At 65.3% G+C, this 22,455-nt stretch carries 25 protein-coding genes; 8 read left to right on the top strand and 17 right to left on the bottom strand.

The window, feature by feature from the left end:
• Window positions 1-57 precede the first annotated feature (57 nt).
• Window positions 58-972 carry a sulfite exporter TauE/SafE family protein gene (locus DDE13_RS07980; RefSeq protein WP_111403213.1) on the top strand — a complete coding sequence of 305 codons (915 nt, stop codon included), beginning with the start codon at window positions 58-60 and terminating at the stop codon, window positions 970-972.
• The gene (locus DDE13_RS07975) at window positions 969-1,736 is read left to right on the top strand and encodes a TIGR02186 family protein (protein ID WP_111403211.1); all 768 of its coding nucleotides are present in this window, start codon (window positions 969-971) and stop codon (window positions 1,734-1,736) included. Before DDE13_RS07980 ends, DDE13_RS07975 begins: the two co-directional genes overlap by 4 nt.
• Here the strand turns inward: DDE13_RS07975 and DDE13_RS07970 are convergent.
• From DDE13_RS07970 to ccrA, 4 genes are all read right to left on the bottom strand, one after another.
• The gene (locus DDE13_RS07970; protein ID WP_111403209.1) at window positions 1,707-3,263 is read right to left on the bottom strand and encodes an ATP-dependent DNA helicase; all 1,557 of its coding nucleotides are present in this window, start codon (window positions 3,261-3,263) and stop codon (window positions 1,707-1,709) included. The genes DDE13_RS07975 and DDE13_RS07970 overlap by 30 nt on opposite strands.
• A 40-nt stretch (window positions 3,264-3,303) precedes the next feature.
• Complete coding sequence (locus DDE13_RS07965) at window positions 3,304-3,945, bottom strand: acyl-homoserine-lactone synthase (RefSeq protein WP_111403207.1); 642 nt, start codon at window positions 3,943-3,945, stop codon at window positions 3,304-3,306.
• A 94-nt stretch (window positions 3,946-4,039) separates the two neighbouring features.
• Window positions 4,040-4,753 (bottom strand): helix-turn-helix transcriptional regulator, encoded by a 714-nt coding sequence (locus DDE13_RS07960; protein WP_111403205.1) that lies wholly within the window; start codon window positions 4,751-4,753, stop codon window positions 4,040-4,042.
• A gap of 359 nt (window positions 4,754-5,112) precedes the next feature.
• Window positions 5,113-6,405 carry a crotonyl-CoA carboxylase/reductase gene (gene ccrA / locus DDE13_RS07950; RefSeq protein WP_111403201.1) on the bottom strand — a complete coding sequence of 431 codons (1,293 nt, stop codon included), beginning with the start codon at window positions 6,403-6,405 and terminating at the stop codon, window positions 5,113-5,115.
• 405 nt (window positions 6,406-6,810) lie between these two features.
• On the opposite strand from ccrA, the gene DDE13_RS07945 reads away from it, so the two are divergent.
• A complete protein-coding gene (locus DDE13_RS07945; protein WP_111403199.1) occupies window positions 6,811-8,778 on the top strand; it encodes a protein meaA in 1,968 nt (655 codons plus the stop codon).
• Between the two features lie 81 nt (window positions 8,779-8,859).
• The gene (gene deoD, locus DDE13_RS07940) at window positions 8,860-9,570 is read left to right on the top strand and encodes a purine-nucleoside phosphorylase (protein WP_111403197.1); all 711 of its coding nucleotides are present in this window, start codon (window positions 8,860-8,862) and stop codon (window positions 9,568-9,570) included.
• On the opposite strand, the gene DDE13_RS07935 is transcribed toward deoD, so the two are convergent.
• The 13 genes from DDE13_RS07935 to DDE13_RS07875 all read right to left on the bottom strand — a co-directional run bounded on the left by DDE13_RS07935 (window position 9,567) and on the right by DDE13_RS07875 (window position 18,956).
• Window positions 9,567-10,436: an urea carboxylase-associated family protein gene (locus DDE13_RS07935; protein ID WP_111403195.1), complete on the bottom strand. Its 870-nt coding sequence runs from the start codon at window positions 10,434-10,436 to the stop codon at window positions 9,567-9,569. The two genes, deoD and DDE13_RS07935, sit on opposite strands and share 4 nt — an antisense overlap.
• The gene (locus DDE13_RS07930) at window positions 10,433-10,651 is read right to left on the bottom strand and encodes a hypothetical protein (RefSeq protein WP_111403193.1); all 219 of its coding nucleotides are present in this window, start codon (window positions 10,649-10,651) and stop codon (window positions 10,433-10,435) included. Before DDE13_RS07930 ends, DDE13_RS07935 begins: the two co-directional genes overlap by 4 nt.
• 3 nt (window positions 10,652-10,654) lie before the next feature.
• Window positions 10,655-11,356, bottom strand: coding sequence for a ZIP family metal transporter (locus DDE13_RS07925; protein WP_235868635.1), 702 nt, complete (start codon window positions 11,354-11,356; stop codon window positions 10,655-10,657).
• Between the two features lie 10 nt (window positions 11,357-11,366).
• Window positions 11,367-12,146 carry a succinate dehydrogenase iron-sulfur subunit gene (locus DDE13_RS07920; protein WP_111403189.1) on the bottom strand — a complete coding sequence of 260 codons (780 nt, stop codon included), beginning with the start codon at window positions 12,144-12,146 and terminating at the stop codon, window positions 11,367-11,369.
• Between the two features lie 12 nt (window positions 12,147-12,158).
• On the bottom strand, window positions 12,159-13,961 hold the full coding sequence (gene sdhA, locus DDE13_RS07915) for a succinate dehydrogenase flavoprotein subunit (protein ID WP_111403187.1): 1,803 nt from the start codon (window positions 13,959-13,961) through the stop codon (window positions 12,159-12,161).
• A 36-nt stretch (window positions 13,962-13,997) separates the two neighbouring features.
• Window positions 13,998-14,369, bottom strand: a complete 372-nt coding sequence (gene sdhD / locus DDE13_RS07910; RefSeq protein ID WP_111403186.1) for a succinate dehydrogenase, hydrophobic membrane anchor protein — start codon at window positions 14,367-14,369, stop codon at window positions 13,998-14,000.
• Between the two features lie 10 nt (window positions 14,370-14,379).
• Window positions 14,380-14,763, bottom strand: coding sequence for a succinate dehydrogenase, cytochrome b556 subunit (gene sdhC / locus DDE13_RS07905; RefSeq protein WP_111403184.1), 384 nt, complete (start codon window positions 14,761-14,763; stop codon window positions 14,380-14,382).
• A gap of 172 nt (window positions 14,764-14,935) precedes the next feature.
• On the bottom strand, window positions 14,936-15,346 hold the full coding sequence (locus DDE13_RS07900) for a hypothetical protein (protein ID WP_111403182.1): 411 nt from the start codon (window positions 15,344-15,346) through the stop codon (window positions 14,936-14,938).
• A 27-nt stretch (window positions 15,347-15,373) separates the two neighbouring features.
• Window positions 15,374-16,408 carry a MaoC family dehydratase gene (locus DDE13_RS07895; RefSeq protein WP_111403180.1) on the bottom strand — a complete coding sequence of 345 codons (1,035 nt, stop codon included), beginning with the start codon at window positions 16,406-16,408 and terminating at the stop codon, window positions 15,374-15,376.
• Window positions 16,408-16,623, bottom strand: a complete 216-nt coding sequence (locus DDE13_RS07890; RefSeq protein WP_235868634.1) for a DUF1737 domain-containing protein — start codon at window positions 16,621-16,623, stop codon at window positions 16,408-16,410. The genes DDE13_RS07895 and DDE13_RS07890 overlap by 1 nt, the downstream gene beginning before the upstream one ends.
• The gene (locus DDE13_RS07885) at window positions 16,616-17,167 is read right to left on the bottom strand and encodes an NnrU family protein (RefSeq protein ID WP_111403176.1); all 552 of its coding nucleotides are present in this window, start codon (window positions 17,165-17,167) and stop codon (window positions 16,616-16,618) included. Before DDE13_RS07885 ends, DDE13_RS07890 begins: the two co-directional genes overlap by 8 nt.
• 1 nt (window position 17,168) lies before the next feature.
• The gene (locus DDE13_RS07880; RefSeq protein ID WP_111403291.1) at window positions 17,169-18,041 is read right to left on the bottom strand and encodes an HpcH/HpaI aldolase/citrate lyase family protein; all 873 of its coding nucleotides are present in this window, start codon (window positions 18,039-18,041) and stop codon (window positions 17,169-17,171) included.
• 162 nt (window positions 18,042-18,203) lie between these two features.
• Complete coding sequence (locus DDE13_RS07875; protein ID WP_111403174.1) at window positions 18,204-18,956, bottom strand: sulfite exporter TauE/SafE family protein; 753 nt, start codon at window positions 18,954-18,956, stop codon at window positions 18,204-18,206.
• A gap of 164 nt (window positions 18,957-19,120) precedes the next feature.
• Here DDE13_RS07875 and mdh point away from each other — a divergent pair, with 164 nt between their 5' ends.
• The 4 genes from mdh (at window position 19,121) to DDE13_RS22800 (ending at window position 22,277) form a co-directional block, all read left to right on the top strand.
• Entirely contained in the window at window positions 19,121-20,083 is a 963-nt protein-coding gene (gene mdh / locus DDE13_RS07870) for a malate dehydrogenase (protein WP_111403289.1), read from the top strand.
• 315 nt (window positions 20,084-20,398) lie between these two features.
• The gene (gene sucC / locus DDE13_RS07865; RefSeq protein ID WP_111403172.1) at window positions 20,399-21,592 is read left to right on the top strand and encodes an ADP-forming succinate--CoA ligase subunit beta; all 1,194 of its coding nucleotides are present in this window, start codon (window positions 20,399-20,401) and stop codon (window positions 21,590-21,592) included.
• A 4-nt stretch (window positions 21,593-21,596) separates the two neighbouring features.
• Window positions 21,597-22,115, top strand: coding sequence for a hypothetical protein (locus DDE13_RS07860; RefSeq protein WP_111403170.1), 519 nt, complete (start codon window positions 21,597-21,599; stop codon window positions 22,113-22,115).
• An 18-nt stretch (window positions 22,116-22,133) separates the two neighbouring features.
• Complete coding sequence (locus tag DDE13_RS22800) at window positions 22,134-22,277, top strand: hypothetical protein (RefSeq protein ID WP_162630911.1); 144 nt, start codon at window positions 22,134-22,136, stop codon at window positions 22,275-22,277.
• Window positions 22,278-22,455 lie beyond the last annotated feature (178 nt).

Below are 22,455 nucleotides of genomic sequence, written 5' to 3'. Positions count from 1 at the left end.
CCGCGCCGTTCTAGGTTCACACCATACGCCATCGCCGCCGGAAAGGGCCCAGTTGGGATGCAGATCTACCTGCCCATCGCCGAGGTCGCGGTGAACGCATTGCTTCTGCTCGGTCTCGGCGGTCTGGTGGGCCTGCTGTCGGGCCTGTTCGGGGTGGGCGGCGGCTTCCTGATGACACCGCTGCTGTTCTTCGTTGGCATTCCGCCCGCCGTCGCCGTGGCCACGGGCGCAAACCAGATCGTGGCCTCTTCCTTTTCCGCCGTGCTGGCGCATCTGCGCCGCAAGACCGTGGATTTTCGCATGGGCGGGGTGCTGCTTGCCGGCGGGCTCGTGGGTGCGGGTCTGGGCGTTCAGGTCTTCGCGGCCCTCAAGGCGCGCGGCCAGGTCGATCTTCTGGTGACCCTGTTCTACGTCGTGTTCCTGGGGGCCGTGGGCGGGCTGATGTTCTGGGAAAGCCTGCGATCCATGCGCCGTGCCCGCAACCCCGGCGGCCCTGTATCCAAACGCAAGAGGCACAACTGGATCCATGCGCTGCCGTTGAAGATGAAATTCCGCACGTCGGGGATGTATATCTCGGTCATTCCCCCTGTCCTGATCGGCGCAGGCGTGGGTATCCTGTCGGCCATCATGGGTGTCGGCGGCGGGTTCATCATGGTGCCCGCTATGATCTATCTGCTCGGCATGCCCACAAAGGTCGTGATCGGCACATCGCTGTTCCAGATCATCTTCGTCACCGCCTTCGCCACGCTGATGCACGCGATCACCACGCAATCCGTGGACGTGGTGCTGGCGGTTCTGCTGATCCTCGGCGGGGTGATCGGGGCGCAGATCGGGTCGCGCATGGGCACGAACCTGAAGGCGGAACAGTTGCGCATCCTGCTTGCATCGCTGGTGCTGCTTGTGTGCGGCAAGCTCGCGCTCGACCTGCTGCTGGAACCGTCCGAACTCTACAGTCTCGAGGTGGCGCAATGATCCGTGCAGTCCTTGCCGCGGCGATCCTGTGGGTCGGCACGCTGCCCGGTCTTGCCTCGGAACGGATCGTGCTTGGCCTTTCACAGGACGAGGTGGCGATCACCGCCACCTTCGACGGCTCGTCGCTGCTGATCTTCGGCGCGGTCAGCCGCGAGGCACCCATCCCGTCGGACGGCCGGCTGGAGGTGATCATCACGGTGACCGGTCCGCTTGGCCCGCTGGACGTGCGGCGCAAGGAACGGCAGTTCGGCATCTGGGTCAACGCCGACAGCGTGTGGCTGTCTGAGGCGCCGAGTTTCTACGCCGTCGCCAGCACCGGGCCGCTGAAGGATATACTGTCACCCGTGGAGGACCTGCGCCACGGCATCACGCTCGGTCAGGTCATCAACACCGTGGGCGCGCGGGAAAGCGTGCAGGACGTGGAGAATTTCACCGCCGCGCTGCGCCGCATCCGCGAAAGCGAGGGACTCTACCAGATCAACGAGGGCAGTGTCGCGCTGGACCAGCAGACACTGTTCCGCACGTCCATCGAGCTGCCGTCGAACCTTGTCGAAGGCAGCTACCAGACCCGGATTTTCCTGCTGCGCAACCGCGATGTGGTGGACATATTCACGACCGGCATCCCGGTGCGCAAGGTCGGGATGGAACGCTGGCTCTATACCACCGCGAACACGCAGCCGGTGCTGTATGGTCTGATGTCGCTGGTCATCGCCATTGCCGCGGGCTGGGGCGCGTCAGCCCTGTTCCGGCTGTTGCAGCGCTAGGTCGGGATCCAGCTCGCGGATCAGGTCGGGCGCGGCCGGCACGGCCAGATCGTCGATGCCCAGCGGCACCGTCGGCTTGCCCAGCCGGTAGCGCGTGACCCAGTGCAGCCGTTCCTCCGCCCGCGTGATCGCCACATAGGCCAGCCGCATCCACAGGGGCAGACCGGCCTCGGAGCGCCCGGCGCGGGCAGCGGCGTAGAGGTCCGGGGCGAAGACCTGCACCGCGGGCCATTGCGACCCCTGCGCCTTGTGGATCGTCACCGCCGCGCCATGCAGGAACGCGGCCCCCATCCGCGCGGCGGAAGGGATGAAGGGTTCTTCCTCGTCGGGATGTTCGATCTTGATGATCGACGCCGCCGATACCTGCGGTTCCGGCGCGCCCACCACGTGCAGCCGCGCAAACCCGTCGCGCCGCCCGGGGCCGAGGAACACGACCTGCGCCCCCTTGATGAGCCCCCGCGCTTCGAGGTCCAGCCGCCGCTTGCGGTGCTTGAGCGGCAGTTCCAACCCGTCGCAGATCAGCGGCTCGCCGGGCAGCAGCGCATCGGCCGGCGCATCATGGGCCGCGCGGAACGCCTGGATCAGCCGGATGCGTGTCGCGTTGCGCCACACAAGCACGGGGGAGCGCGCCATCAGGTCCGCTTCCACCCGCCCCGCCATCACGACGCGGTCGTCGCGGGCCGCGGCGTCCTCGACCATGCGTTCGAAGTCCTCGAACTGAAGGTGCGGGTCCCCCAGCGCGTGCGCCAGATCGAGGATCGGGTTCCCGCGCGCCTGCCGGTGAATGCGTGACAGGACGATCCGGTCAGGGTCCGGCAGCGCGTCGAACACCATTTCGCCCGACTGGCCCACGGGCGCGAGCTGGGCCGGGTCCCCGAACAGCACGAGGGTCGGAAAGATCTCGCGCAGGTCGTCGAGCTGGCGCTTGTCGAGCATGGAGCTTTCGTCGACGAAGCCGATATCCAGCGGCTCGTCCCGGCGTTTCCAGCCCGTGATGAAATCCGACCCCCGCAACCCCGCAGAGGCCAGCGCGCCGGGCACCGACGCGTGCTGCGCATAGAAAGCGGCAGCCCGATCGAGTGCCGCATCGGGCAGCAGGTCCGTCACGGGCTTGTCGCCCTTGCCCGCCAGCCATTCGGCGATCTTTTCGTATTCCGGGTCATAGACCGGGGTATAGAGCACCCGGTGGATCGTCGTGGCGGGCACGCCGCGCATGCGCAACACGCTTGCGGCCTTGTTGGTCGGGGCAAGGATCGCGAGGCTGCGGCGTTCCCGCTTGCGCCGGGATTCGTAGTCGCCCGACACGATCTCCACCCCCGCAGCCCTGAGCGCCTGGTAGAGTTGCGCCAGCAGCAGCGTCTTGCCCGACCCGGCCTTGCCCAGCACGGCCATGACGGCGGTCGACTTGCCCGGCGGCATCAGCGAACCCGTGGCCAGATCGATGCCTGCCTTCGCCAGCATGGCGCTCAGGCGCCCGTGGGCGGCCTTCTGATCGTCCGACAGGGTTGGGGGAGTGCCGCGCGCCATGGCGGGACCCTATCCCCTGCCGCGACGGTCTGCCAGAGGGTCAGGCAATCCGCTTGAGCGCGTGAGCAGGTTCGCCGCACGACATCGCCTTGTGGAACCACAACCGCGACAAACCGCGCGGGATATCCGCCTTCTCTGCCAGCGCGTTGGCCCGCGTTTCGGAGAAGCTCCACAGACCCGCGCTGATCGCGTCGCGGCCTTCGCCGGCGGTCCCAAGCACCATTGGCGGCCAACCGAGACGACTGTAGATCCGCACCATGCGCGCATCGAACACGCCCAGCGAAAAGGTCAGATCGAACCCGAGCCCCAACTCTGCCCCCGCGAGCATCAGCGCCGCCGAGACGCGCGGGGCGGAGTTGCGCGCCAGACAGAACCGGGTACATTCCCAGACCAGCGGATTACGGATCGGATGGCCATCGAGCAGGTTCAGGAAGTGGTCGTTGACCATGACCGGACCCGAAGTCGGCAGGAACCGCATGGACCCGCCATGGCTGCCATCGGCGTTTTCCCAGATGACGTATAGCGGGTTCAGCGCGTCATAGGCGTCCCGTTCTTCCCCGTTGGCGTCGACCGCGACCTCCCAGCCAAGGCGGCTTGCGAACTGATCGGCCCGGTCGCGGAACATCGTGTCGCGCAGGCCAGGATGAAGATGCAGCTGGTCGGCGTAGATGTAGTGCAGCATTGTCGTCGTCCCCTGTGATCTGTTCATTGGCAGACCTTCGAGGCGAATCGCTTAACCGCGTGCGGCGCCTGCGCGCGGTGCATTAACGCGATGTTCAGACGGCTATGAGCCCGTGGGCGATGGCCTTGGCAACGGCATGAGTCGTGTTTTGCGCACCCAGCTTGAACCGCGCGGATTCGATATATACCCGCAGTGTGTGCTCGGAAATCGACAGGCTGTCGGCGGCCTGTGCCCGCGAATACCCCATCGCCAGAAGGCTGAGGGTATCGACCTCCCGCGGGGACAGGCTGGCGGTTTTCTGGACATCGGTGCCGTTGTCCAGTTCGAGCGCCTTCTGGTTGACGAAATGCGCCACGAGGATCAGCTCGCCCACGTTGCTGCGCGCATAGCGTTCCCATGTCTGGTCCGAACTGCGGCTGCTGGCCGTGAACAGCGCGAACTGCCCGTTCGGGCCGCGGATAGGCACCGACAGACCCTGGTTGCCGACACCGGCTTCCGATGCCTCGCCCATGAAGTTCCGCGCGCGGGGGCTGGACCAGTCGAGCATCTTCCAGTCGACCGGGTGGAACCGCTGATAGCAGCCCTGCACCACCGGATCGATCCGGGCATATTCCTTCTCGATGTACCGATCGACCCAGTCGGGGTCATAGGTCAGCGCCGCGTATTGCTGACCGGACCTGTTGACGGCGTGATAGACAATATGGTCGACGTCGTAGACATCGCGCAGGCCGATGATGACATCCTGAAGATCAGCATGGGAAGTCGCCGCCTCCAGACCGGTGATGAGCGATTCCAGCTTGTCCTTCATGATCGCCCGCCCGCCCCGCTTGGACCTGGCAGGTCCGATGGATGTCTGCCGCCGCCACGATAATGGTGTCGTCGAGTTGTTCCGCCAAGGCCGAAAATGCATTCTGGCGCGCAAAGGCTCGCAAATCCGCCAGGACGTCGAGAACCCAGTCATCGCGCATCACCCTTACCCCTATTGCTTAAGAAACCGTTAAACCCACGGTAGCATGGCGCTTCGTGCCGGAATACTCGCGGCAACGGGCTTCCCCAAAATGGCGAGGCTACTAGCGCCAAGCCATTGATCCGAAACACACCCCGCAAAGACGAAGGGCCGCCCCCGCCGGGACGGCCCCGTCAATGGCGTGATGCGGATCGATACGATCAGGCCTGGACAGACGCCTCCAGCGTGTCCTCGAAGGTGCGCAGACCGGTGCGCGGCGCCTGCACCAGAACGGCCATGTTGCCCGGCTTGTGTTCGTTGCGCCGCATCTTCATGTGCGCATCCGGTATCTCTGCCCAGGGGAAGACTTCGGACATGCAGGGATCGATCCGGCGCTCGATCACCAGCTTGTTGGCCGCGGACGCCTGCTTGAGATGGGCGAAGTGGCTACCCTGCAGGCGCTTCTGGTGCATCCACATGTAGCGCACGTCGAAGGTGCAGTTGAACCCGGTCGTGCCGGCACAGATGACCACCATGCCGCCCTTCTTGCACACGAAGGTGGAAACCGGGAAGGTCGATTCGCCGGGGTGCTCGAACACCATGTCCACGTTGTTGCCCTTGCCGGTGATGTCCCAGATCGCCTTGCCGAACTTGCGCGCTTCCTTGAACCATTCGTTGTATTCGGTCGTGCCGACCGGCGGCAATTGCCCCCAGCAATTGAAATCCTTGCGGTTGATGACGCCCTTCGCGCCCAGCCCCATGACGAAGTCGCGCTTGTCCTCGTCCGAGATCACGGCGATGGCGTTCGCGCCCGCGGTGTTGGCCAGCTGGATCGCGAAGGACCCCAGCCCGCCGGATGCGCCCCAGACCAGCACGTTCTGACCGGGCTTCAACTCGTGTGGGTGATGCCCGAACAGCATCCGGTAGGCCGTGGCGAGCGTCAGCGTGTAGCAGGCCGACTCCTCCCAGCTCAGATGCCTTGGCCGGGGCATGAGCTGCTGGGCCTGCACGCGCGTGAACTGTGCGAAAGACCCGTCGGGGGTTTCGTATCCCCAGATGCGCTGGCTGGGCGAATACATCGGGTCGCCCCCGTTGCATTCCTCGTCATCGCCGTCGTCCTGGTTGCAGTGGATCACGACCTCGTCGCCCACCTTCCAGCGGTTGACCTTGTCGCCCACCGCCCAAACGATGCCAGACGCATCGGACCCGGCGACATGATAGGGCTGCCCGTGCCCGTCGAAAGGCGAGATCGGGACGCCGAGCCCGGCCCACACCCCGTTGTAGTTCACGCCCGCCGCCATCACGAGAACCAGCACCTCGTGGCTGTCGAGTGTCGGCGTATCGACCACTTCGACCTGAAAGGACTTGTCGGGTTCACCATGGCGTTCGCGCCGGATGGCCCATGCATACATCTTCGGCGGAACGAACCCCATCGGGGGCATCTCGCCCACTTCATAGAGGTCCTTCTGCGGTGCTTCATACGCGGCGATCGCCGGGTTCTTGTCCAGTGCCATGGAGCCTCCTTGATCCTTCAAGCCGGTGCCGCGCCGCAGAATCGACGCGCCATTTGGCCATGGCTTAGACGGAGCCGCGCAACATTGCAACGGACAAGGGTCACCATTTGAAACTTTCTGTCCAAGTATGCAGCAAATTTGCCGGTTATAGTCGCTCGATGCGCTGCCGGTGACCGTGCCCGGCGCAACGCTGCAACGCAACAACGAACGGCGCAAAGGTATCAGCTTGCCAGAAGCCGCTGCGTTTCACTTTGCTTTGCAGCATTATCCGATATCCTTCCACGTGGGGCGATCGGTTTCCGCGCTGGCCCTGCCGCGGCGCAGCACATTGACAGGGACAGTTTATTTCAAGTATGGCCATTTCTGCGCATGTTAATTACGCAATCAAACGGTGAGAGGCGACCGATGAGTGACGTTCCGAGAGACAAGCCCTGGCTGTTTCGCACCTATGCCGGCCACTCCACGGCCAAGGCGTCCAACGCGCTCTATCGCGGGAACCTCGCCAAGGGGCAGACCGGGCTGTCCGTCGCCTTCGATCTGCCCACACAGACGGGTTACGACAGCGATCACGAACTGGCGCGCGGCGAAGTCGGCAAGGTCGGCGTGCCGATCAGCCATCTGGGCGACATGCGCACGCTGTTCGACGATATCCCGCTCGAACAGATGAACACGTCGATGACGATCAACGCGACGGCGCCGTGGCTGCTCGCGCTCTACATCGCCGTGGCCGAGGAACAGGGCGCGGATATCGCGCAGCTTCAGGGCACGGTCCAGAACGACATCATCAAGGAATACCTGTCGCGCGGCACCTATATCTGCCCGCCCGCCCCGTCGCTGCGGCTTATCACGGACGTGGCCGCCTATTGCTACACCAACGTGCCCAAATGGAACCCGATGAACGTGTGTTCCTATCACCTGCAAGAGGCCGGGGCGACGCCCGAGCAGGAACTGGCCTTCGCGCTGGCCACCGCCTGTGCGGTGCTGGACGACCTGAAGGGCAAGGTGCCCGAGGACGATTTCCCGATCCTCGTCGGGCGGATCAGCTTCTTCGTCAACGCGGGCATCAAGTTCGTGGCCGAAATGTGCAAGATGCGCGCCTTCGTGGACCTCTGGGATGAAATCTGCCGCGACCGGTATGGCGTGGAAAACGAAAAATTCCGCCGTTTCCGTTATGGCGTGCAGGTCAACTCGCTTGGCCTGACCGAGCAGCAGCCCGAAAACAACGTGTACCGCATCCTGATCGAGATGCTGGCGGTGACGCTCTCCAAGCGCGCGCGCGCCCGGGCCGTACAATTGCCCGCTTGGAACGAAGCGCTTGGCCTGCCCCGCCCGTGGGACCAGCAATGGTCGCTGCGTATGCAGCAGATCATGGCGTTCGAGACCGACCTTCTGGAATACGATGACCTTTTCGACGGCAACCCGGCGGTGGAACAGAAGGTCGAAGCTTTGAAAGAGATCGCCCGCGCCGAACTGACCAATATCGACGCGATGGGCGGGGCCGTCGCCGCGATCGAGTACATGAAGGGCCGGCTGGTCGATGCCAATGCCGACCGTGTGAACGGGATCGAAACGGGGGTCACAGTGGTCGTCGGCGTGAACCGTTACGTCGAGGGCGAACCCTCGCCGCTGGTGGACGAGCAGGGTGGCATCATGACCGTCGATCCGGGCGTGGAGGCCGACCAGATCGGGCGTCTGAACGACTGGCGGGCGGCGCGGGATGCCGATGGGGTGACTGCGGCGCTGGCGGCCCTGCGCAAGGCGGCGCAGGATGGAACAAACATCATGGGCCCATCCATCGCGGCCGCCAAGGCGGGCGTGACCACGGGGGAATGGGCCGAAACCATGCGACAGGTCTTCGGCCAGTATCGCGGCCCGACCGGTGTCAGCCGCGCGATCAGCAACAAGACCGAGGGGTTGGACGATATCCGCGCCGCCGTGGATGCGGTGTCGGACAAGCTGGGCCGCCGGTTGAAGTTCCTGATGGGCAAGCCGGGGCTGGACGGCCATTCCAACGGCGCCGAACAGATCGCGTTCCGCGCGCGGGATTGCGGGATGGAGATCGACTACGAAGGCATCCGCCTGACCCCGGACGAAATCATCGCCGCCGCCAGGCGCGAGGAACCCCATGTCATCGGCCTGTCGATCCTGTCGGGCAGCCACATGCCGCTGGTCGAAGACCTGATGGGCAAGCTGCGCGCCGAGGGGCTGGACCAAATCCCGGTGCTGGTCGGCGGCATCATCCCCGAAGACGATGCCCGCAAACTGCGCGCCATGGGTGTCGCGCGGGTCTATACGCCCAAGGATTTCGAGCTGAACAGGATCATGTTCGATATCGTGACACTGGCCGACCCCGAAGCTGTCGCCGCGGAATAGCCCGTAGCCGCCAGATCGTGCTTTCCCCCCCGCCAGTGCGCTCCTAAGGTCGCACGCGCAACGTGCAGACGGGGAAGCGCCATGACCATCCACATCGCCGCCAAGCCGGGCGACATCGCCGAAACCGTCCTGATGCCCGGCGATCCGCGCCGGGCGAAATGGGCGGCCGAGACATTCCTGACCGATCCGGTCTGCGTGAACGATCTGCGCGGGATGCTGGGCTATACCGGCACGTGGAACGGCCACCGGGTCACGATCCACGGGTCGGGAATGGGCATGCCGTCCTTGTCCATCTACGCGAACGAACTCTTGCGCGACTATGGGGCGAAGACCCTGATCCGGATCGGCTCCACGGGTGCCATGCAGGATCATGTCAGCCTGCGCGACCTAGTACTCGCGATGACCTGTTCCAGCGTGTCGACGCCGTCTTCCACCATCTTCCGCGAGTTGCGCTACGCGCCTTGCGCCGATTACAGCCTCCTGCGCGCGGCGGCAGATGCGGCGAAGGCGAAGGGCGTGCCGACCCATGTGGGCGGCATCTATTCATCGGACACGTTCTACGACGAACGCCCCGATCTGAACAAGCAGATGACACGCCACGGGGTTCTGGCGGTGGAGATGGAGGCGGCGGAGCTTTACACCCTCGCCGCCAGGCATGGCGCGCGCGCGCTGGCCATCCTGACCGTTAGCGATCACCTTCTGACCGGCGCTGCACTCGAGGGCCGCGAGCGGGAGAACAGCTTCGCCGACATGGTCGAGATCGCCCTGACAGCCGCCTTCGCCGAGACCTAACCCGAAGCGCCGTGCCCGCCGCCATAGGCATTGCGTGCGGGCGGTGCCCAGCCTTCCATGCTGCCGGGCGCGGGGTCGAAGACTTGCACAAGCAGCGGGTGGCAGGACGCAGTGTCGCTGGAGTGTTCCGCTCCGCAATCGCCGCCCGGGCAGGCGGACAACGCGCCCAGCAGGTCGATCTCGGCCATGAAATCCAGGTAATCTCCCGGGCGCACCGGACTTGCCTTCATGAAGTATTGCCCCGTGTCTCGGTTGAACCCGGTGCACATGAAGACGTTGAGCACGTCGTGGACATGGTGCTCGGCCTCGGCCAGCGACAGACCCGTTGCGGCGGCCAGCGCCCGTGTCAGGTTGGAATGACAGCAGTGGTGATAATCCGTCCCTGACAGCACCCGCCCGGTATAGGGGTCGCAGCGCGTGCCGATCACGTCATGAACCGACCCGCCATCGGCGTCGAACCCGTACCAGTCGAGGCTGTCGTCGATGATCGTCGCCATGGGCCGCATATGCGGAAACGCGGACCAGAGCCGATCGCCCGTGGACAGATGCGTGCCGTGCAGCGCCCGGGTCTTGCCCGCGTAGAATCGTTCGGACAGGTCATCGGCGGCCCAGAGATTCAGGTCCCCGACCTGCGCCCCTTCGGTACAAGTGATACGAAACAACTGCCCGGCCCGCACGCGAAAGCAGGCCGCACCGCGCGGGGGCACCGTCACCGCGCCGGCTGCAACCATGCCGTCCTGTGCCGCGCGATACCGGGCCATGTCGGGTTGCGGCAGCGTATCGGGCGGATAGCAGATCACCGGCGCCACGGCGCGGCGCGTCTCGGCATCGGCAGGGGCAGCGTGGCGTGGCTCGGCTGGCTTCATCTTTCGGACCCTTCGGGTTTCAGGCAGACGCGGGGCGGCATGTTGTCGGGGCTGAACGTCTCCGCCCCGCAGGACACGCAGGTGAAATACCGCCCCTCCGGCGTGTCGCGGCTGCGATCCTCGCGCCAGCGGCAGTTTTTCGTGCGCTGCCGGGCGCGATAGGTCAGCAGCATCCAGACGAACACGCCGAGGGCGACGATCAGCAGGATCGGCATGGCCTAACCCCCGGTCGCCAGATGCCCGGCCAGACCCAAAGCGAACCCGGCAATGGCACCGAAGGGCGGCGCCCAGACGTTTTCCAGCGGCACCTTTGGGGCCACGTCCTCGAACAGCAGGTAAAGGATACCGCCCGCCGAGAACAGCATGATCCCGCCCAGCAGCGGCGAATCCGCCTCGATCACCGCCATGCCGATGAAGGCCATGACCGGACCCAGGCAGGCCATCGCGCTGAACAGGCCCAGTAGCCGCCGGTCCGACCAACCGTTGGCGCCGCGCATCTCGCGGAAGGCGTTGAACCCTTCGGGCAGATTCTGCATGGCGATCAGCAGCGCCAGAAGTATCGCCGTCGCGCGGTCGCCCGCCAGCATGGCCCCCAGCGCCAGCGCCTCGGGCAGGTAATCGAGCATCATGGCAAGGAACTGCGCCACATGCCCGCCCCGACGCGCCAGCGCCCGATCCACGAAGGCGAAGGCCGCACCGCCCGCGACGAAGATCAGCGGCACCGCGACCGGATGCACGCGCTCGGCCCCCTCGGGCACCAGTACCAGCGCCACGGCGGACAGAAGCGCCCCGGCCCCGAACGCCACGATTCCGTGTTGCAGGGCCAGCGTGTTCGGGCCGGGCGCAAAGCCACGAGTGCCGAGCCATGCCCCAAACGGAATGGCCGCCCCGGCAAGGGCGGCCAATGCAAGTCCCGTCATCAACATCGGATCAGACGTGCCGCTCGACCATCATCTTCTTGATGGACCCGATCGCCTTCGCGGGGTTCAGCCCCTTGGGGCAGGTCTTGGCGCAGTTCATGATCGTGTGGCAGCGATAGAGCTTGAATGGGTCCTCAAGATCATCCAGCCGCTCGCCCGTCGCCTCGTCCCGGCTGTCGATAATCCAGCGATAGGCGTGCAGCAGCGCCGCGGGTCCAAGGTAGCGGTCGCCGTTCCACCAGTAGGACGGGCACGAGGTCGAGCAGCACGCGCACATGACGCATTCATAAAGACCGTCGAGCTTTTCGCGGTCTTCCACCGACTGGCGCCACTCCTTCGCGGGGGTGTTGGTCTTGGTTTCCAGCCAGGGCATGATCGACGCGTGCTGCGCATAGAAATGCGTCAGGTCCGGGATCAGGTCCTTGACCACCGGCATGTGCGGCAGCGGGTAGATCTTCACGTCGCCCTTGATCTCGTCCATCCCGTAGATGCAGGCGAGCGTGTTGATCCCATCGATGTTCATCGCGCACGATCCGCAGATGCCTTCGCGGCAAGACCGGCGGAACGTGAGCGTCGGGTCGATCTCGTTCTTGATCTTGATGAGCGCATCCAGAACCATCGGCCCGCAGGTGTCGAGGTCGACATAGTAGGTATCGACCTGCGGGTTCTTCCCGTCATCCGGGTTCCAGCGATAGATCTGGAATTTCCGCACGTTCTTGGCCCCCTCGGGCTTCGGCCATGTCTTGCCGATCGTGATACGCGAGTTCTTGGGCAGGGTCAGTTGAACCATGTCGTTCGCTCCTTAATAGACCCGCGCCTTGGGCGCGATCTTGGCGAGGTCGATGCCGCCTTCGTTGTGGCCCATCAGCGGGTTCAGGTGCACCGGGCGGTAATCAAGGTCCACCTTGCCGTTCACCCAGGCCAGCGTGTGCTTGCGCCAGTTCTCGTCGTCGCGGTCGGGATAGTCCTCATGCGCGTGGGCGCCGCGGCTTTCCTTGCGCGCTTCGGCCGAATGGATCGTCGCCAGCGCGTTGGGCATCAGGTTGGTCAGTTCCAGCGTTTCCATCAGGTCGGTGTTCCAGACCATGGACCGGTCGGTGACCTTCAGGTCGTCCATCTTGCCGGCGACGCTGTCCATCTTCTCGCAGCCCTCGGCCAGAGTCTTGTCGGTACGGAAGACGGCGGCATCCTGCTGCATGGTCTTCTGCATCTCGAGCCTCAGTTCGGCCGTGCCCGTGGTGCCGTTGGCGTGGCGCAACGCGTCGAACCGGTCGAGTGCCTTTTCCACCGAAGCCGTGTTGACCCGCGGGTTCGGTTCCTTGGGGTCCACGACTTCACCCGCCTTGATGGCCGCGGCGCGCCCGAAGACCACCAGATCGATCAGGCTGTTGGAGCCGAGCCGGTTTGCCCCGTGCACAGACGCGCAGCCGGCCTCGCCCACGGCCATCAGGCCGGGTGCCAGCCGGTCCGGGTCATCGGCGGTCGGGTTCAGCACCTCGCCCCAGTAGTTCGTGGGAATGCCGCCCATGTTGTAGTGCACGGTCGGCAGCACCGGGATCGGTTCCTTGTTCACGTCCACGCCCGCGAAAATGCGCGCGGACTCGGAAATGCCGGGCAGGCGCAGGTGCAGCGTTTCGGGCGGCAGGTGGTTCAAGTGCAGGTGGATGTGATCGCCATCCGGGCCCACGCCGCGGCCTTCGCGGATTTCCATCGTCATGCAGCGGCTGACCACGTCGCGCGACGCCAGATCCTTGTAGGTCGGCGCGTAGCGTTCCATGAACCGCTCGCCTTCGGAGTTGGTCAGATACCCGCCCTCGCCCCGCGCACCCTCGGTGATCAGGCACCCGGCACCATAGATCCCTGTCGGGTGGAACTGCACGAATTCCATGTCCTGCAGCGGCAGGCCTTGCCGCGCCACCATCCCGCCGCCGTCGCCGGTGCAGGTATGCGCCGAGGTGGCCGAGAAATAGGCCCGCCCATAGCCGCCCGTGGCCAGCACGGTCATCTTGGCGTTGAACAGGTGCAGCGTGCCGTCGTCCAGTTTCCACGCCAGAACGCCCTGGCATGTGCCGTCTTCGGACATGATCAGGTCGATGGCGAAATACTCGATGTAGAATTCCGCCTTCTGCTTCAGCGACTGGCCGTAGAGCGTGTGCAGGATCGCGTGGCCCGTGCGATCCGCCGCGGCGCAGGTGCGCTGCACGGGCGGGCCTTCACCGAACTGCGTGGTGTGCCCGCCGAAGGGCCGCTGGTAGATCTTGCCGTCCTCGGTGCGCGAAAACGGCACGCCGTAATGTTCCAGCTCGTACACGGCCTTGGGCGCCTCGCGGGCGAGGTATTCCATCGCGTCCGTATCGCCCAGCCAGTCAGACCCCTTCACGGTGTCGTACATGTGCCATTGCCAGCTGTCGGGGCCCATGTTGCCAAGGCTGGCCGCGATGCCGCCCTGTGCCGCCACCGTGTGCGACCGGGTCGGAAACACCTTGGTCACGCAGGCGGTGCGCAGACCCTGTTCCGCCATGCCCAGCGTCGCGCGCAGCCCGGCGCCGCCCGCACCCACCACAACGACGTCAAATTCATGCGTCTCGTATTCGTAAGCAGCCATTCGGTTCACTCCGTCAAATCACAGCGCGCGGGGGGGTCACAGCGCAAGGCGCACAAGCGCGAACAGGCCGGTGCCGATCGCCGCGTAGCTGAGACAGATCATGGCGATGATCCAGACCTTGCGAGCCATCCCGTGGACATAGTCCTCGATCAGGGTCTGCACACCGCCCTTGAAATGCAGGAACCCGACGACGATGGTCAGCCCGGTCACGATGGCCGGGAAGGGCCGTTCGAAATGGGCGACGACGTCTTCATAGGGCGCGCCGATCATCGGCCCGACGGTAAAGACGAACAGCGGGATCAGCACCAGAAGCGCCACGGACGACACGACCATCTGCCAGTGATGCTCGGTGCCGGACTTGGCCGACCCCATGCCGCGCGCGCGCTTGATATCGGTCAGGAATGCCATGGGTGCCTCCTCAGACGGCGATCAGGGTGATGAGCGTCAGAACGACGGAACCGCCGATGCAGGCCAGGCCCATCCGCTCGGCGGTCTTGACCTCGAACCCGTGGCCGGAGTCCCAGACCAGGTGCCGCACGCCAGCCAGCGTGTGATACCACAACCCCAGCACCGACAGCGCCAGCACGAGATCCCCGAACCACGAAGTCAGAACAGCGTCGGCGGTTGCGAAATAGTCGGGGCCATAACTTGCGGCGAGCAGCCACCAGACGATCAGAAGTGCGGCGAGCAGAAGCGCGTTGCCGGTGATGCGGGTCAGGATCGACGTGATCGATGTCAGTTGCGGGCGATAGACCTGAAGATGGGGCGAAAGCGGGCGGTTCCCGCGGTTGACGTCAGCCATGGGGGCAATCCTTTGGCATATCCACATGCGTTGATGGCCGTAGTGATATCACCTTTCACGACCGAGTCACGGGCCGCACCCTGCGTCAGGCGCGGTGTTTTGGCGCAAGACACGATATTTAGCGATAACGAACAAGATTTGTGATCACAGCAGGAAATTTCGTGATCACAATTTAGCCTGCACGCTCCGGCAACATCGACTCACGCGCCCCGGCAACCCAGCGGGCCACATCGATCACGTCGAAGACGAGCGAGACACATATCGTCAGCAGGAAGACCGCCATCACCGCCCGCGCCGGTCGCGGCAGTGCAGCGTCGCGCAACCGGAACGCCAGCCATACCGCCAGCGGCCCCCAGATCACCACATGCGGCAGACCGAGGAGTCGGACAAATCCGACGGCCTGATACAGCGCATGCATCGACACCATCACCGCCACGGTGCTGGCCAGAACGATCACCCCGTCGCGCCGGGTTGCGCGGAACATCAGCAATATCAGCGGCACCGCCACCATCGCGACCGTCAGCCACAGCACCCAGAGCCGCAGCGGCACGGCCATCGTCTGCACGGCTTCTGCGAAACTCATGGGGCCCTCCCCTAGCAGTCGGGGGCGTCAGGTCGGCATCAATGCCCAGTAGTCCAGATCCAGCAGCACCTCGGGCAGGTACTTCCCATCCTCGGCCCGCAGCGCGCCCGGTTCCGACCCGGCCTTGACCGCCACCAGCCGCAGCCGGATCGCGCCGACCCCCGGCGCGTCGGTCGGGGCCTTGTCCAGCACTTCCGACCACGCCTTCACGGTCAGCCCGGCGAAGGCAGGGTTGGCATGTGCACCCGCGTTGATCCCCGCCACCATCTGCGCGTTGGCCAGCCCGTTGAAGGACAGCGTCCGCGCCAGGCTGATGATGTGCCCGCCATAGATCAGCCGCTGCCCGTCGGGCCGGAAGGTCGCGTCGAAATGCACCTTGGCGGTGTTCTGCCACAAGCGCGTGGCCATCATGTGCTCGGATTCTTCCAGCGTCACGCCATCGACGTGGTCGATGATTTCCCCGATCTCGTAGTCACCCCAGCGATGCGGTTCCCCCGCCAGCGCGAAATCGTATCGGGTGAAATCCAGCCCCTCGGGGATTACAAGGTCGGCCGCATCCAGCGCCGGTTTCAGGTTCGGCACGACCGTTTCGGGTGCGGGCGCGGCTTCGTCCCGCTTGCGCACCATGACCCAGCGGATATAGGACATCACCGATTCATCGTCCTGGTTCAGCCCGGTGGAGCGGACCCAGACCACGCCGGTCTTGCCGTGGGAGTTCTCCTTGACCCCGATCACCTTGGACATCGCGCGCAGAGTATCGCCGGGCCAGACCGGGCGCAGGAACCGCCCCTCGGCATAGCCAAGATTGGCCACGGCATTGAGCGAGATGTCCGGCACAGTCTTGCCGAACACCACATGGAACGCGGCAAGATCGTCGATGGGCGACCCGTCCAGTCCGCAATCCTGCGCGAACACGTCCGAGGAATAGAGCGCGTGGCGCGCCGGGTAGAGCGCGTGGTAAAGCGCGCGCTCGCCTTCGGCCACCGTGCGGGGGACGGCATGGGGGATCACGTCGCCGACGGTGTAATCCTCGAAGAAGCGGCCCGGGTTCGTCTTGGCCATCACTGGTCCCCAAGCTTCATGTCGGGCGCGTAGGGAACCGAAACGGTCTTGGTCACGGCCTGCCCGCAGCGCATCACGCCGCGCGTCGCGTCGAAAGCGTATGTCGGGCTGCCGTGCAAGGCCCAGCCGCGGGCAAGTGCCGCGCTGACCTTGTGGCAGAACTCGGACGTGTCGTCCCCCGACAGGAAACGGTACAGCGTTGAAGTGTCAGCCAAAGGGATAGACTCCGAGCCAGACATGGATACCCGCGACAATGGCGTAGAGAACCGCGGCGATGACCGCATTCTTGATGTCACCGTTGGGGCGGATCTCGGTGGGCTTCTGCCACGGGCCTTCCGCCTTGTTGATGAGCACGACCTCTGCCACGGCCCAGCCAAGCATCGTTCCGAACAGCAGTAGCGACGCGAGATCGCCGTTGGCGATCAGGTGCGCCACGGCCCAGATCTTCACCGCGGTCAGTTGCGGATGGCGGATCTTCTGCGCGTGGCGACCCTTGGAGGCGCCGATGCCGAAGGAATAGAAAGCCGCCAGCATCAGCACGTTGTTCAGATGCGTCAGCCAGAACGGCGGATACCACAGGTCGATCTGCATCGTGTTGCGGTAGCCGATAACGATGAGGACCAGCGACACAAGCAGCAGGACGGCGACGATGCCTTTGCCCTTGTCGCCCAGTGCGGCACGCCGTTCCGGGGCGACCCGTTTGAACAGATGCGCTGCGACCCATAGCGCAAGTCCCAGTATCAGAAAGGGGAATCCCATGTCAGCTCTCCAGTGCGGCGATGGCTTCGGCTTTGCTGAGTGTCTGACGGGCGGTCACGATGTGCAAGTTCTCGACGATCTTGCCGTCCACGACCGCGACGCCCTTGCCTTCGGCTTCCGCCGCCTCGAAGGCTTCGATCTGGCGGCGGGCGAGGTCGATATCGTCTTGAGAAGGCGCGAAAATCTCGTTGGCAACGGGGATCTGGGCGGGATGGATCAGGGTCTTGCCGTCGAAGCCCATGTCGCGGCCCTGTTCGCACTCGCGGCGAAGGCCGTCGTCGTCCTTGAAGGCGTTATAGACCCCGTCCACGATGGCGATGCCTTCCGCGCGGGCGGCCAGGAGGCAGATTTGCAGTGACGTTACAAGGGGTTGGCGGTCGGGGGTGAAGCGGGTGCGCAGCTCCTTCGCCAGATCGTTGGTGCCCATCACAAACCCGCCCATGCGCGGCGCCGCAGCAATCGCGGCCGCGTTGAGGATACCGCGCGGCGTTTCCATCATGGTCCAGATCTGCGTTGTGGCGCAGGCCGGCACGGCGTCGAGCCGCGCTGCGACCGCTTCGACCTGGGCGGCGGATTCCGCCTTGGGCAGCAGCACGGCCTGCGGGCCGGCGGGCAGGATCGCGTCCAGATCGGCGCTGCCCCAGTCGCTGTCCATCCCGTTTATCCGCACGATTCCAAAGCGTTGTCCGTATCCGCCCTGTGCCAGCGCATCGGCCAGCGTGGCGCGCGCATCGGCCTTCGCCTCGACGGCGACGGCGTCTTCGAGATCGAAGATGATGGCGTCCACGGGCAGGCCGCGGGCCTTGTCGAGCGCGCGGGGCTTGTCGCCGGGGATGTAGAGAACGGAACGGAAGGGGCGGGCTGTGGCGGTCATGATTCCCTCGTTTGCTGATGCTGCAATCGCATAATAATCATGCGCGGGGAACCCCGAAGCCGGAAGAATGCTGCGCTGCGTCATCGATGCGGTGGCATATGAATTCCATATGACTCGCATATGAATCCCATATGATTCCGGTCGGACCCGCGCGCCACGCGATCAGCCCAGCGCATCCCAGATCAGCTTCACCCCCGCCCCGGTCAGCAGCACGTATGTCAGGCCGAAGAACGCCCGCTCCGGGATCGCGCGATGGGCGCGCACGCCGATCAGCACGCCCACGAGCGCCACGGGCGCGAGCCACAGCGACAGCATCAGGGTCTGGGCGCTAAAGATGCCGATGCCGCCGTAGATCCCCGCCTTGAGAATATTGTAGACGGCGAAGACCGCCACGGTCGTCGCCTGGAACTGCAGCTTGGTCAGCCCCTGCGACAGCAGGTAGACCAGCGCCGGGGGGCCGCCTGCATGGGCCACGAAGCTGGTGAAACCCGCCGCCGCGCCGACCCCGTAACCCACGGCCGGGGGCAAGGGCCGCGCGCGCGGCACCCACCAGCCCCGCGCGCGGCCCAGTTGCGAGACCACGAACCACAGCGACACCGCCCCGATCAGGAATCGGAACAGGTCCGGATCGGCGAACCGCCAGACCGCTGCCGCGAGCAGGATTCCGGGCAGACCGCCGACGATCAGCCGCCGCGAGACAGGCCCGGACCATTGCCGCCAATAGGCGCGCAGGCCGGCGACATCCATCACCATCAGCAGCGGCAGCATCACCCCGAGCGCGAGCCCCGGGTCGATCACCAGCGCGAGGATCGGCGTCGCCACGAAGGACCCGCCGCCGCCGAACCCGCCCTTGGACAGGCCCGCAATCAGCACCCCGCCGATGGCGGCCACGAGAAAGAAAATGTCGATATCCATGCCCTGCCCCGGTGCTGCGCCACGCCCCTGGCACCGCTTCGGTTGCACTCTTGCCCGGTGATCGCGCTGGCTGCAACCGAACGCCGCGTCACCCGTGCTTGCACCGCTGGGGCAATCGGACTACGCACCGCGCACGTCATCCACTGGATCGGAGATCAATGACCATGGCCAGACCCAAAATCGCCCTGATCGGTGCGGGGCAGATCGGCGGCACGCTTGCCCATCTCGTCGCGCTCAAGGAACTTGGCGATGTCGTTCTGTTCGACATTGCCGAAGGCACCCCCCAGGGCAAGGCGCTGGACATCGCGCAATCCGGCCCCGCCGACGGGTTCGACGCCACGCTGAAGGGCACGAACGACTATGCCGACATCGCGGGCGCGGACGTGTGCATCGTGACCGCGGGCGTGCCGCGCAAGCCGGGCATGAGCCGCGACGACCTGCTGGGCATCAACCTGAAGGTCATGAAGGCCGTGGGCGAAGGAATCGCCGCCAACGCGCCCGACGCGTTCGTGATCTGCATCACCAACCCGCTGGATGCGATGGTCTGGGCACTGCGCGAGTTTTCCGGCCTGCCCCATGCCAAGGTCTGCGGCATGGCGGGCGTTCTGGACAGCGCGCGCTTCCGTCATTTCCTGAGCGTGGAATTCAACGTGTCCATGAAGGACGTGACCGCCTTCGTGCTGGGCGGGCATGGCGACACGATGGTGCCGCTGACGCGGTATTCGACGGTGGCGGGCGTGCCGCTGCCGGACCTGGTGAAGATGGGCTGGACGAGCCAGGACAAGCTGGACGCGATCGTCCAGCGCACCCGCGACGGCGGGGCCGAGATCGTCGGCCTGCTGAAGACCGGCAGCGCGTTCTACGCCCCCGCCACGAGCGCCATCGAGATGGCCGAGGCCTATCTGAAGGACCAGAAGCGCGTTCTGCCCTGCGCGGCATGGTGCGACGGCGAGTTCGGGCTGAAGGGCATGTATGTGGGTGTGCCCACGGTGATCGGCGCAGGCGGCATCGAGCGGGTCATGGAGATTTCCATGACCAAGGACGAACAGGCCATGTTCGACAAGTCCGTGGACGCGGTGAAGGGTCTCGTGACCGCCTGCAAGGGGATCGACGAGACGCTCGCCTGAGCGGACCGCGCCGCCGCCACGACAGGAAGGCCGTGCCCCCGGGGGGGCGCGGCCTTTTCGCGTTCAGGCGGCGGGTTCCGGGCGGGAACGTGATTCGCCTGACGCTGGGAAAGCCCCGCCGGTCGCCCCGTCCGATGCGCCGCCGCCATGCGATCGCGTTGCATCGTGCAGGTTTGTGATCACACGTTTTTTCGCTGTGATCACATAAGGCGCTTTTTCCGTAAAATCTGCGGAACTGCGACCTTATGGTGTTTTCCGAGGCCCGTATCCTGTGTTTAGTCGGGTGCGACAATACACTAGGGACGGGACAGCTTCATGAACATCCATGAATATCAGGCCAAGTCGCTGCTGCGCAGCTATGGCGCGCCGGTGTCGGACGGGCGGATCGTGATGAAGGCCGAAGAGGCCAAGACCGCGGCGGGCGAGATGGATGGCCCGCTCTGGGTCGTGAAGGCGCAGATCCACGCGGGCGGGCGCGGCAAGGGCAGCTTCAAGGAAGCGTCCGCCGGTGAAAAGGGCGGTGTCCGTCTTGCCAAGTCGGTGGAGGAAGCCGCCGAGGAAGCCCAGAAGATGCTTGGCCGCACGCTGGTCACGCACCAGACCGGCCCCGCGGGCAAACAGGTCAACCGCGTCTATATCGAGGCCGGGTCGGGCATCGAGACGGAGCTGTACCTGGCGCTTCTGGTGGACCGTGTGACGTCGCGGATTTCCTTTGTCTGCTCGACCGAGGGCGGCATGGACATCGAGGAAGTCGCGGCGAACACGCCCGAGAAGTTGCTGTCCTTCTCGGTCGATCCCGTGACCGGCTACCAACCCTTCCACGGGCGCCGCATCGCGTTCGAGCTGGGCCTGAAGGGTCCGCAGGTGAAACAGTGCGTCGCGTTGATGGGGACGCTCTACAAGCTGTTCACCGACAAGGACATGGAGATGCTGGAGATCAACCCGCTGATCGTGACCGATGGCGGGGACCTGAAGGTGCTGGACGCCAAGTTCGGTTTCGACGGGAACGCGATCTACCGGCATCCAGACATCGCCGCCCTGCGCGACGAGACGGAGGAAGACCCCAAGGAATTGCAGGCGTCCAAGTATGACCTGAACTACATCGCGCTGGACGGCGAGATCGGCTGCATGGTCAACGGCGCGGGCCTGGCCATGGCGACGATGGACATCATCAAGCTTTACGGTGCGGAACCTGCCAACTTCCTCGATGTGGGCGGCGGGGCGACCAAGGACAAGGTCACCGAAGCGTTCAAGATCATCACGAGCGATCCGAACGTGAAGGGGATCCTCGTGAACATCTTCGGCGGCATCATGCGCTGCGACGTGATCGCGGAAGGCGTGATCGCGGCGGTGAAGGAAGTCGGGCTTCAGGTGCCGCTGGTGGTGCGTCTGGAAGGGACCAATGTCGAGAAGGGCAAGGAGATCATCGCCAATTCCGGCCTGAACGTGATCGCCGCCGAGAACCTGAAGGACGGCGCGGAGAAGATCGTGAAGGCGGTCAAGGGCTGAGCCGATGCGTGTTGCCTGGCTGACCCTCGTCGCTGCACTGGCCAGCGCGCCCATGGCGTCCTCGCAGAGCTTCGAGGACGCGGTCCGGGCAAACGTGGCGCTGGCCGTCACGCTGTGCACCAACGGCATGATGTCGGGATCGAGCGCCAGTTCCCTTTTCGGGTCGTCGGGCTTTGCGTATCGCGCGATCGACCGTGGCACCAATGACCATGGTGTCGCGCTCGGCGTGGACCACTTCTTCGATGCCCCGGCGGAGACGGCCAAGGCCGAAGTGATGGCAGCGGACGGGCCTATGGGCCTGTGCAAGGTGTTGACCCGCCATCTCGGTGAGGACGCTGTGCGCCAGATCGTTTCGAACGCGCTCTGGCCGGAATACGCGGGCGCCGAACTGCGGGGACCGAACGAATGGATCGTGCGTGGCGCGGCGGAGCTGCCGCTCATCATCACGCTGCGCACGATCGCCGACAACCACAGGTACGAAGCGCCGGGCACGGTCGAAGTGTCCATGGCGTTTCCCGGATAACGAACGCGAGGACCAGCCATGGCCGTTCTCATCGATGCAACCGCCCGGATCAACTGCCGGGGCTTCACCGGCTCGCCGGGGGCATTTCCCGGCGGGCAGGCCATCGCGCCGTGCACGAGGGGCGGGGACGATGCGGAAACGATGGCGGCGGTGAAGGATTGACCCGATGCGCCCGTTGCCCCCTGCCCCTGTCATCATGGTCGTCTCTGCGGTCGGGCTTGCGGCCTGTTCGCCGGGCAAGACGCTGATGGCCGCCGGGTCGGCCGTGGGCAGCGGGATCGGCGCGGCAGCCGGGGCCGTAGGGTCGGCCGCGACCGGGGCCGCCGGTGCCGTCGCCGGG

The organism is Meridianimarinicoccus zhengii, from assembly GCF_003254465.1.
In the GTDB taxonomy this organism is placed as follows: Bacteria; Pseudomonadota; Alphaproteobacteria; order Rhodobacterales; family Rhodobacteraceae; genus Meridianimarinicoccus; species Meridianimarinicoccus zhengii.
Note: the sequence above shows the minus strand (reverse complement) of the source record. Positions and strands in the feature narration are given on the sequence as shown.

Bases quoted from the DNA above. Each gene is read 5' to 3' on its own strand.
- sucC (WP_111403172.1), top strand. From the start codon at position 20,399: ATGAACATCCATGAATATCAGGCCAAGTCGCTGCTGCGCAGCTATGGC.
- DDE13_RS07885 (WP_111403176.1), bottom strand. From the start codon at position 17,167: ATGGGATTCCCCTTTCTGATACTGGGACTTGCGCTATGGGTCGCAGCG.
- DDE13_RS07920 (WP_111403189.1), bottom strand. From the start codon at position 12,146: ATGGTTCAACTGACCCTGCCCAAGAACTCGCGTATCACGATCGGCAAG.
- DDE13_RS07895 (WP_111403180.1), bottom strand. From the start codon at position 16,408: ATGGCCAAGACGAACCCGGGCCGCTTCTTCGAGGATTACACCGTCGGC.
- sdhC (WP_111403184.1), bottom strand. From the start codon at position 14,763: ATGGCTGACGTCAACCGCGGGAACCGCCCGCTTTCGCCCCATCTTCAG.
- DDE13_RS07860 (WP_111403170.1), top strand. From the start codon at position 21,597: ATGCGTGTTGCCTGGCTGACCCTCGTCGCTGCACTGGCCAGCGCGCCC.
- DDE13_RS22800 (WP_162630911.1), top strand. From the start codon at position 22,134: ATGGCCGTTCTCATCGATGCAACCGCCCGGATCAACTGCCGGGGCTTC.
- DDE13_RS07880 (WP_111403291.1), bottom strand. From the start codon at position 18,041: ATGACCGCCACAGCCCGCCCCTTCCGTTCCGTTCTCTACATCCCCGGC.
- DDE13_RS07900 (WP_111403182.1), bottom strand. From the start codon at position 15,346: ATGAGTTTCGCAGAAGCCGTGCAGACGATGGCCGTGCCGCTGCGGCTC.
- DDE13_RS07935 (WP_111403195.1), bottom strand. From the start codon at position 10,436: ATGAAGCCAGCCGAGCCACGCCACGCTGCCCCTGCCGATGCCGAGACG.
- ccrA (WP_111403201.1), bottom strand. From the start codon at position 6,405: ATGGCACTGGACAAGAACCCGGCGATCGCCGCGTATGAAGCACCGCAG.
- DDE13_RS07980 (WP_111403213.1), top strand. From the start codon at position 58: ATGCAGATCTACCTGCCCATCGCCGAGGTCGCGGTGAACGCATTGCTT.
- DDE13_RS07875 (WP_111403174.1), bottom strand. From the start codon at position 18,956: ATGGATATCGACATTTTCTTTCTCGTGGCCGCCATCGGCGGGGTGCTG.
- DDE13_RS07975 (WP_111403211.1), top strand. From the start codon at position 969: ATGATCCGTGCAGTCCTTGCCGCGGCGATCCTGTGGGTCGGCACGCTG.
- DDE13_RS07960 (WP_111403205.1), bottom strand. From the start codon at position 4,753: ATGAAGGACAAGCTGGAATCGCTCATCACCGGTCTGGAGGCGGCGACT.
- DDE13_RS07970 (WP_111403209.1), bottom strand. From the start codon at position 3,263: ATGGCGCGCGGCACTCCCCCAACCCTGTCGGACGATCAGAAGGCCGCC.
- deoD (WP_111403197.1), top strand. From the start codon at position 8,860: ATGACCATCCACATCGCCGCCAAGCCGGGCGACATCGCCGAAACCGTC.
- sdhD (WP_111403186.1), bottom strand. From the start codon at position 14,369: ATGGCATTCCTGACCGATATCAAGCGCGCGCGCGGCATGGGGTCGGCC.
- DDE13_RS07925 (WP_235868635.1), bottom strand. From the start codon at position 11,356: ATGACGGGACTTGCATTGGCCGCCCTTGCCGGGGCGGCCATTCCGTTT.
- mdh (WP_111403289.1), top strand. From the start codon at position 19,121: ATGGCCAGACCCAAAATCGCCCTGATCGGTGCGGGGCAGATCGGCGGC.
- DDE13_RS07965 (WP_111403207.1), bottom strand. From the start codon at position 3,945: ATGCTGCACTACATCTACGCCGACCAGCTGCATCTTCATCCTGGCCTG.
- DDE13_RS07945 (WP_111403199.1), top strand. From the start codon at position 6,811: ATGAGTGACGTTCCGAGAGACAAGCCCTGGCTGTTTCGCACCTATGCC.
- DDE13_RS07930 (WP_111403193.1), bottom strand. From the start codon at position 10,651: ATGCCGATCCTGCTGATCGTCGCCCTCGGCGTGTTCGTCTGGATGCTG.
- sdhA (WP_111403187.1), bottom strand. From the start codon at position 13,961: ATGGCTGCTTACGAATACGAGACGCATGAATTTGACGTCGTTGTGGTG.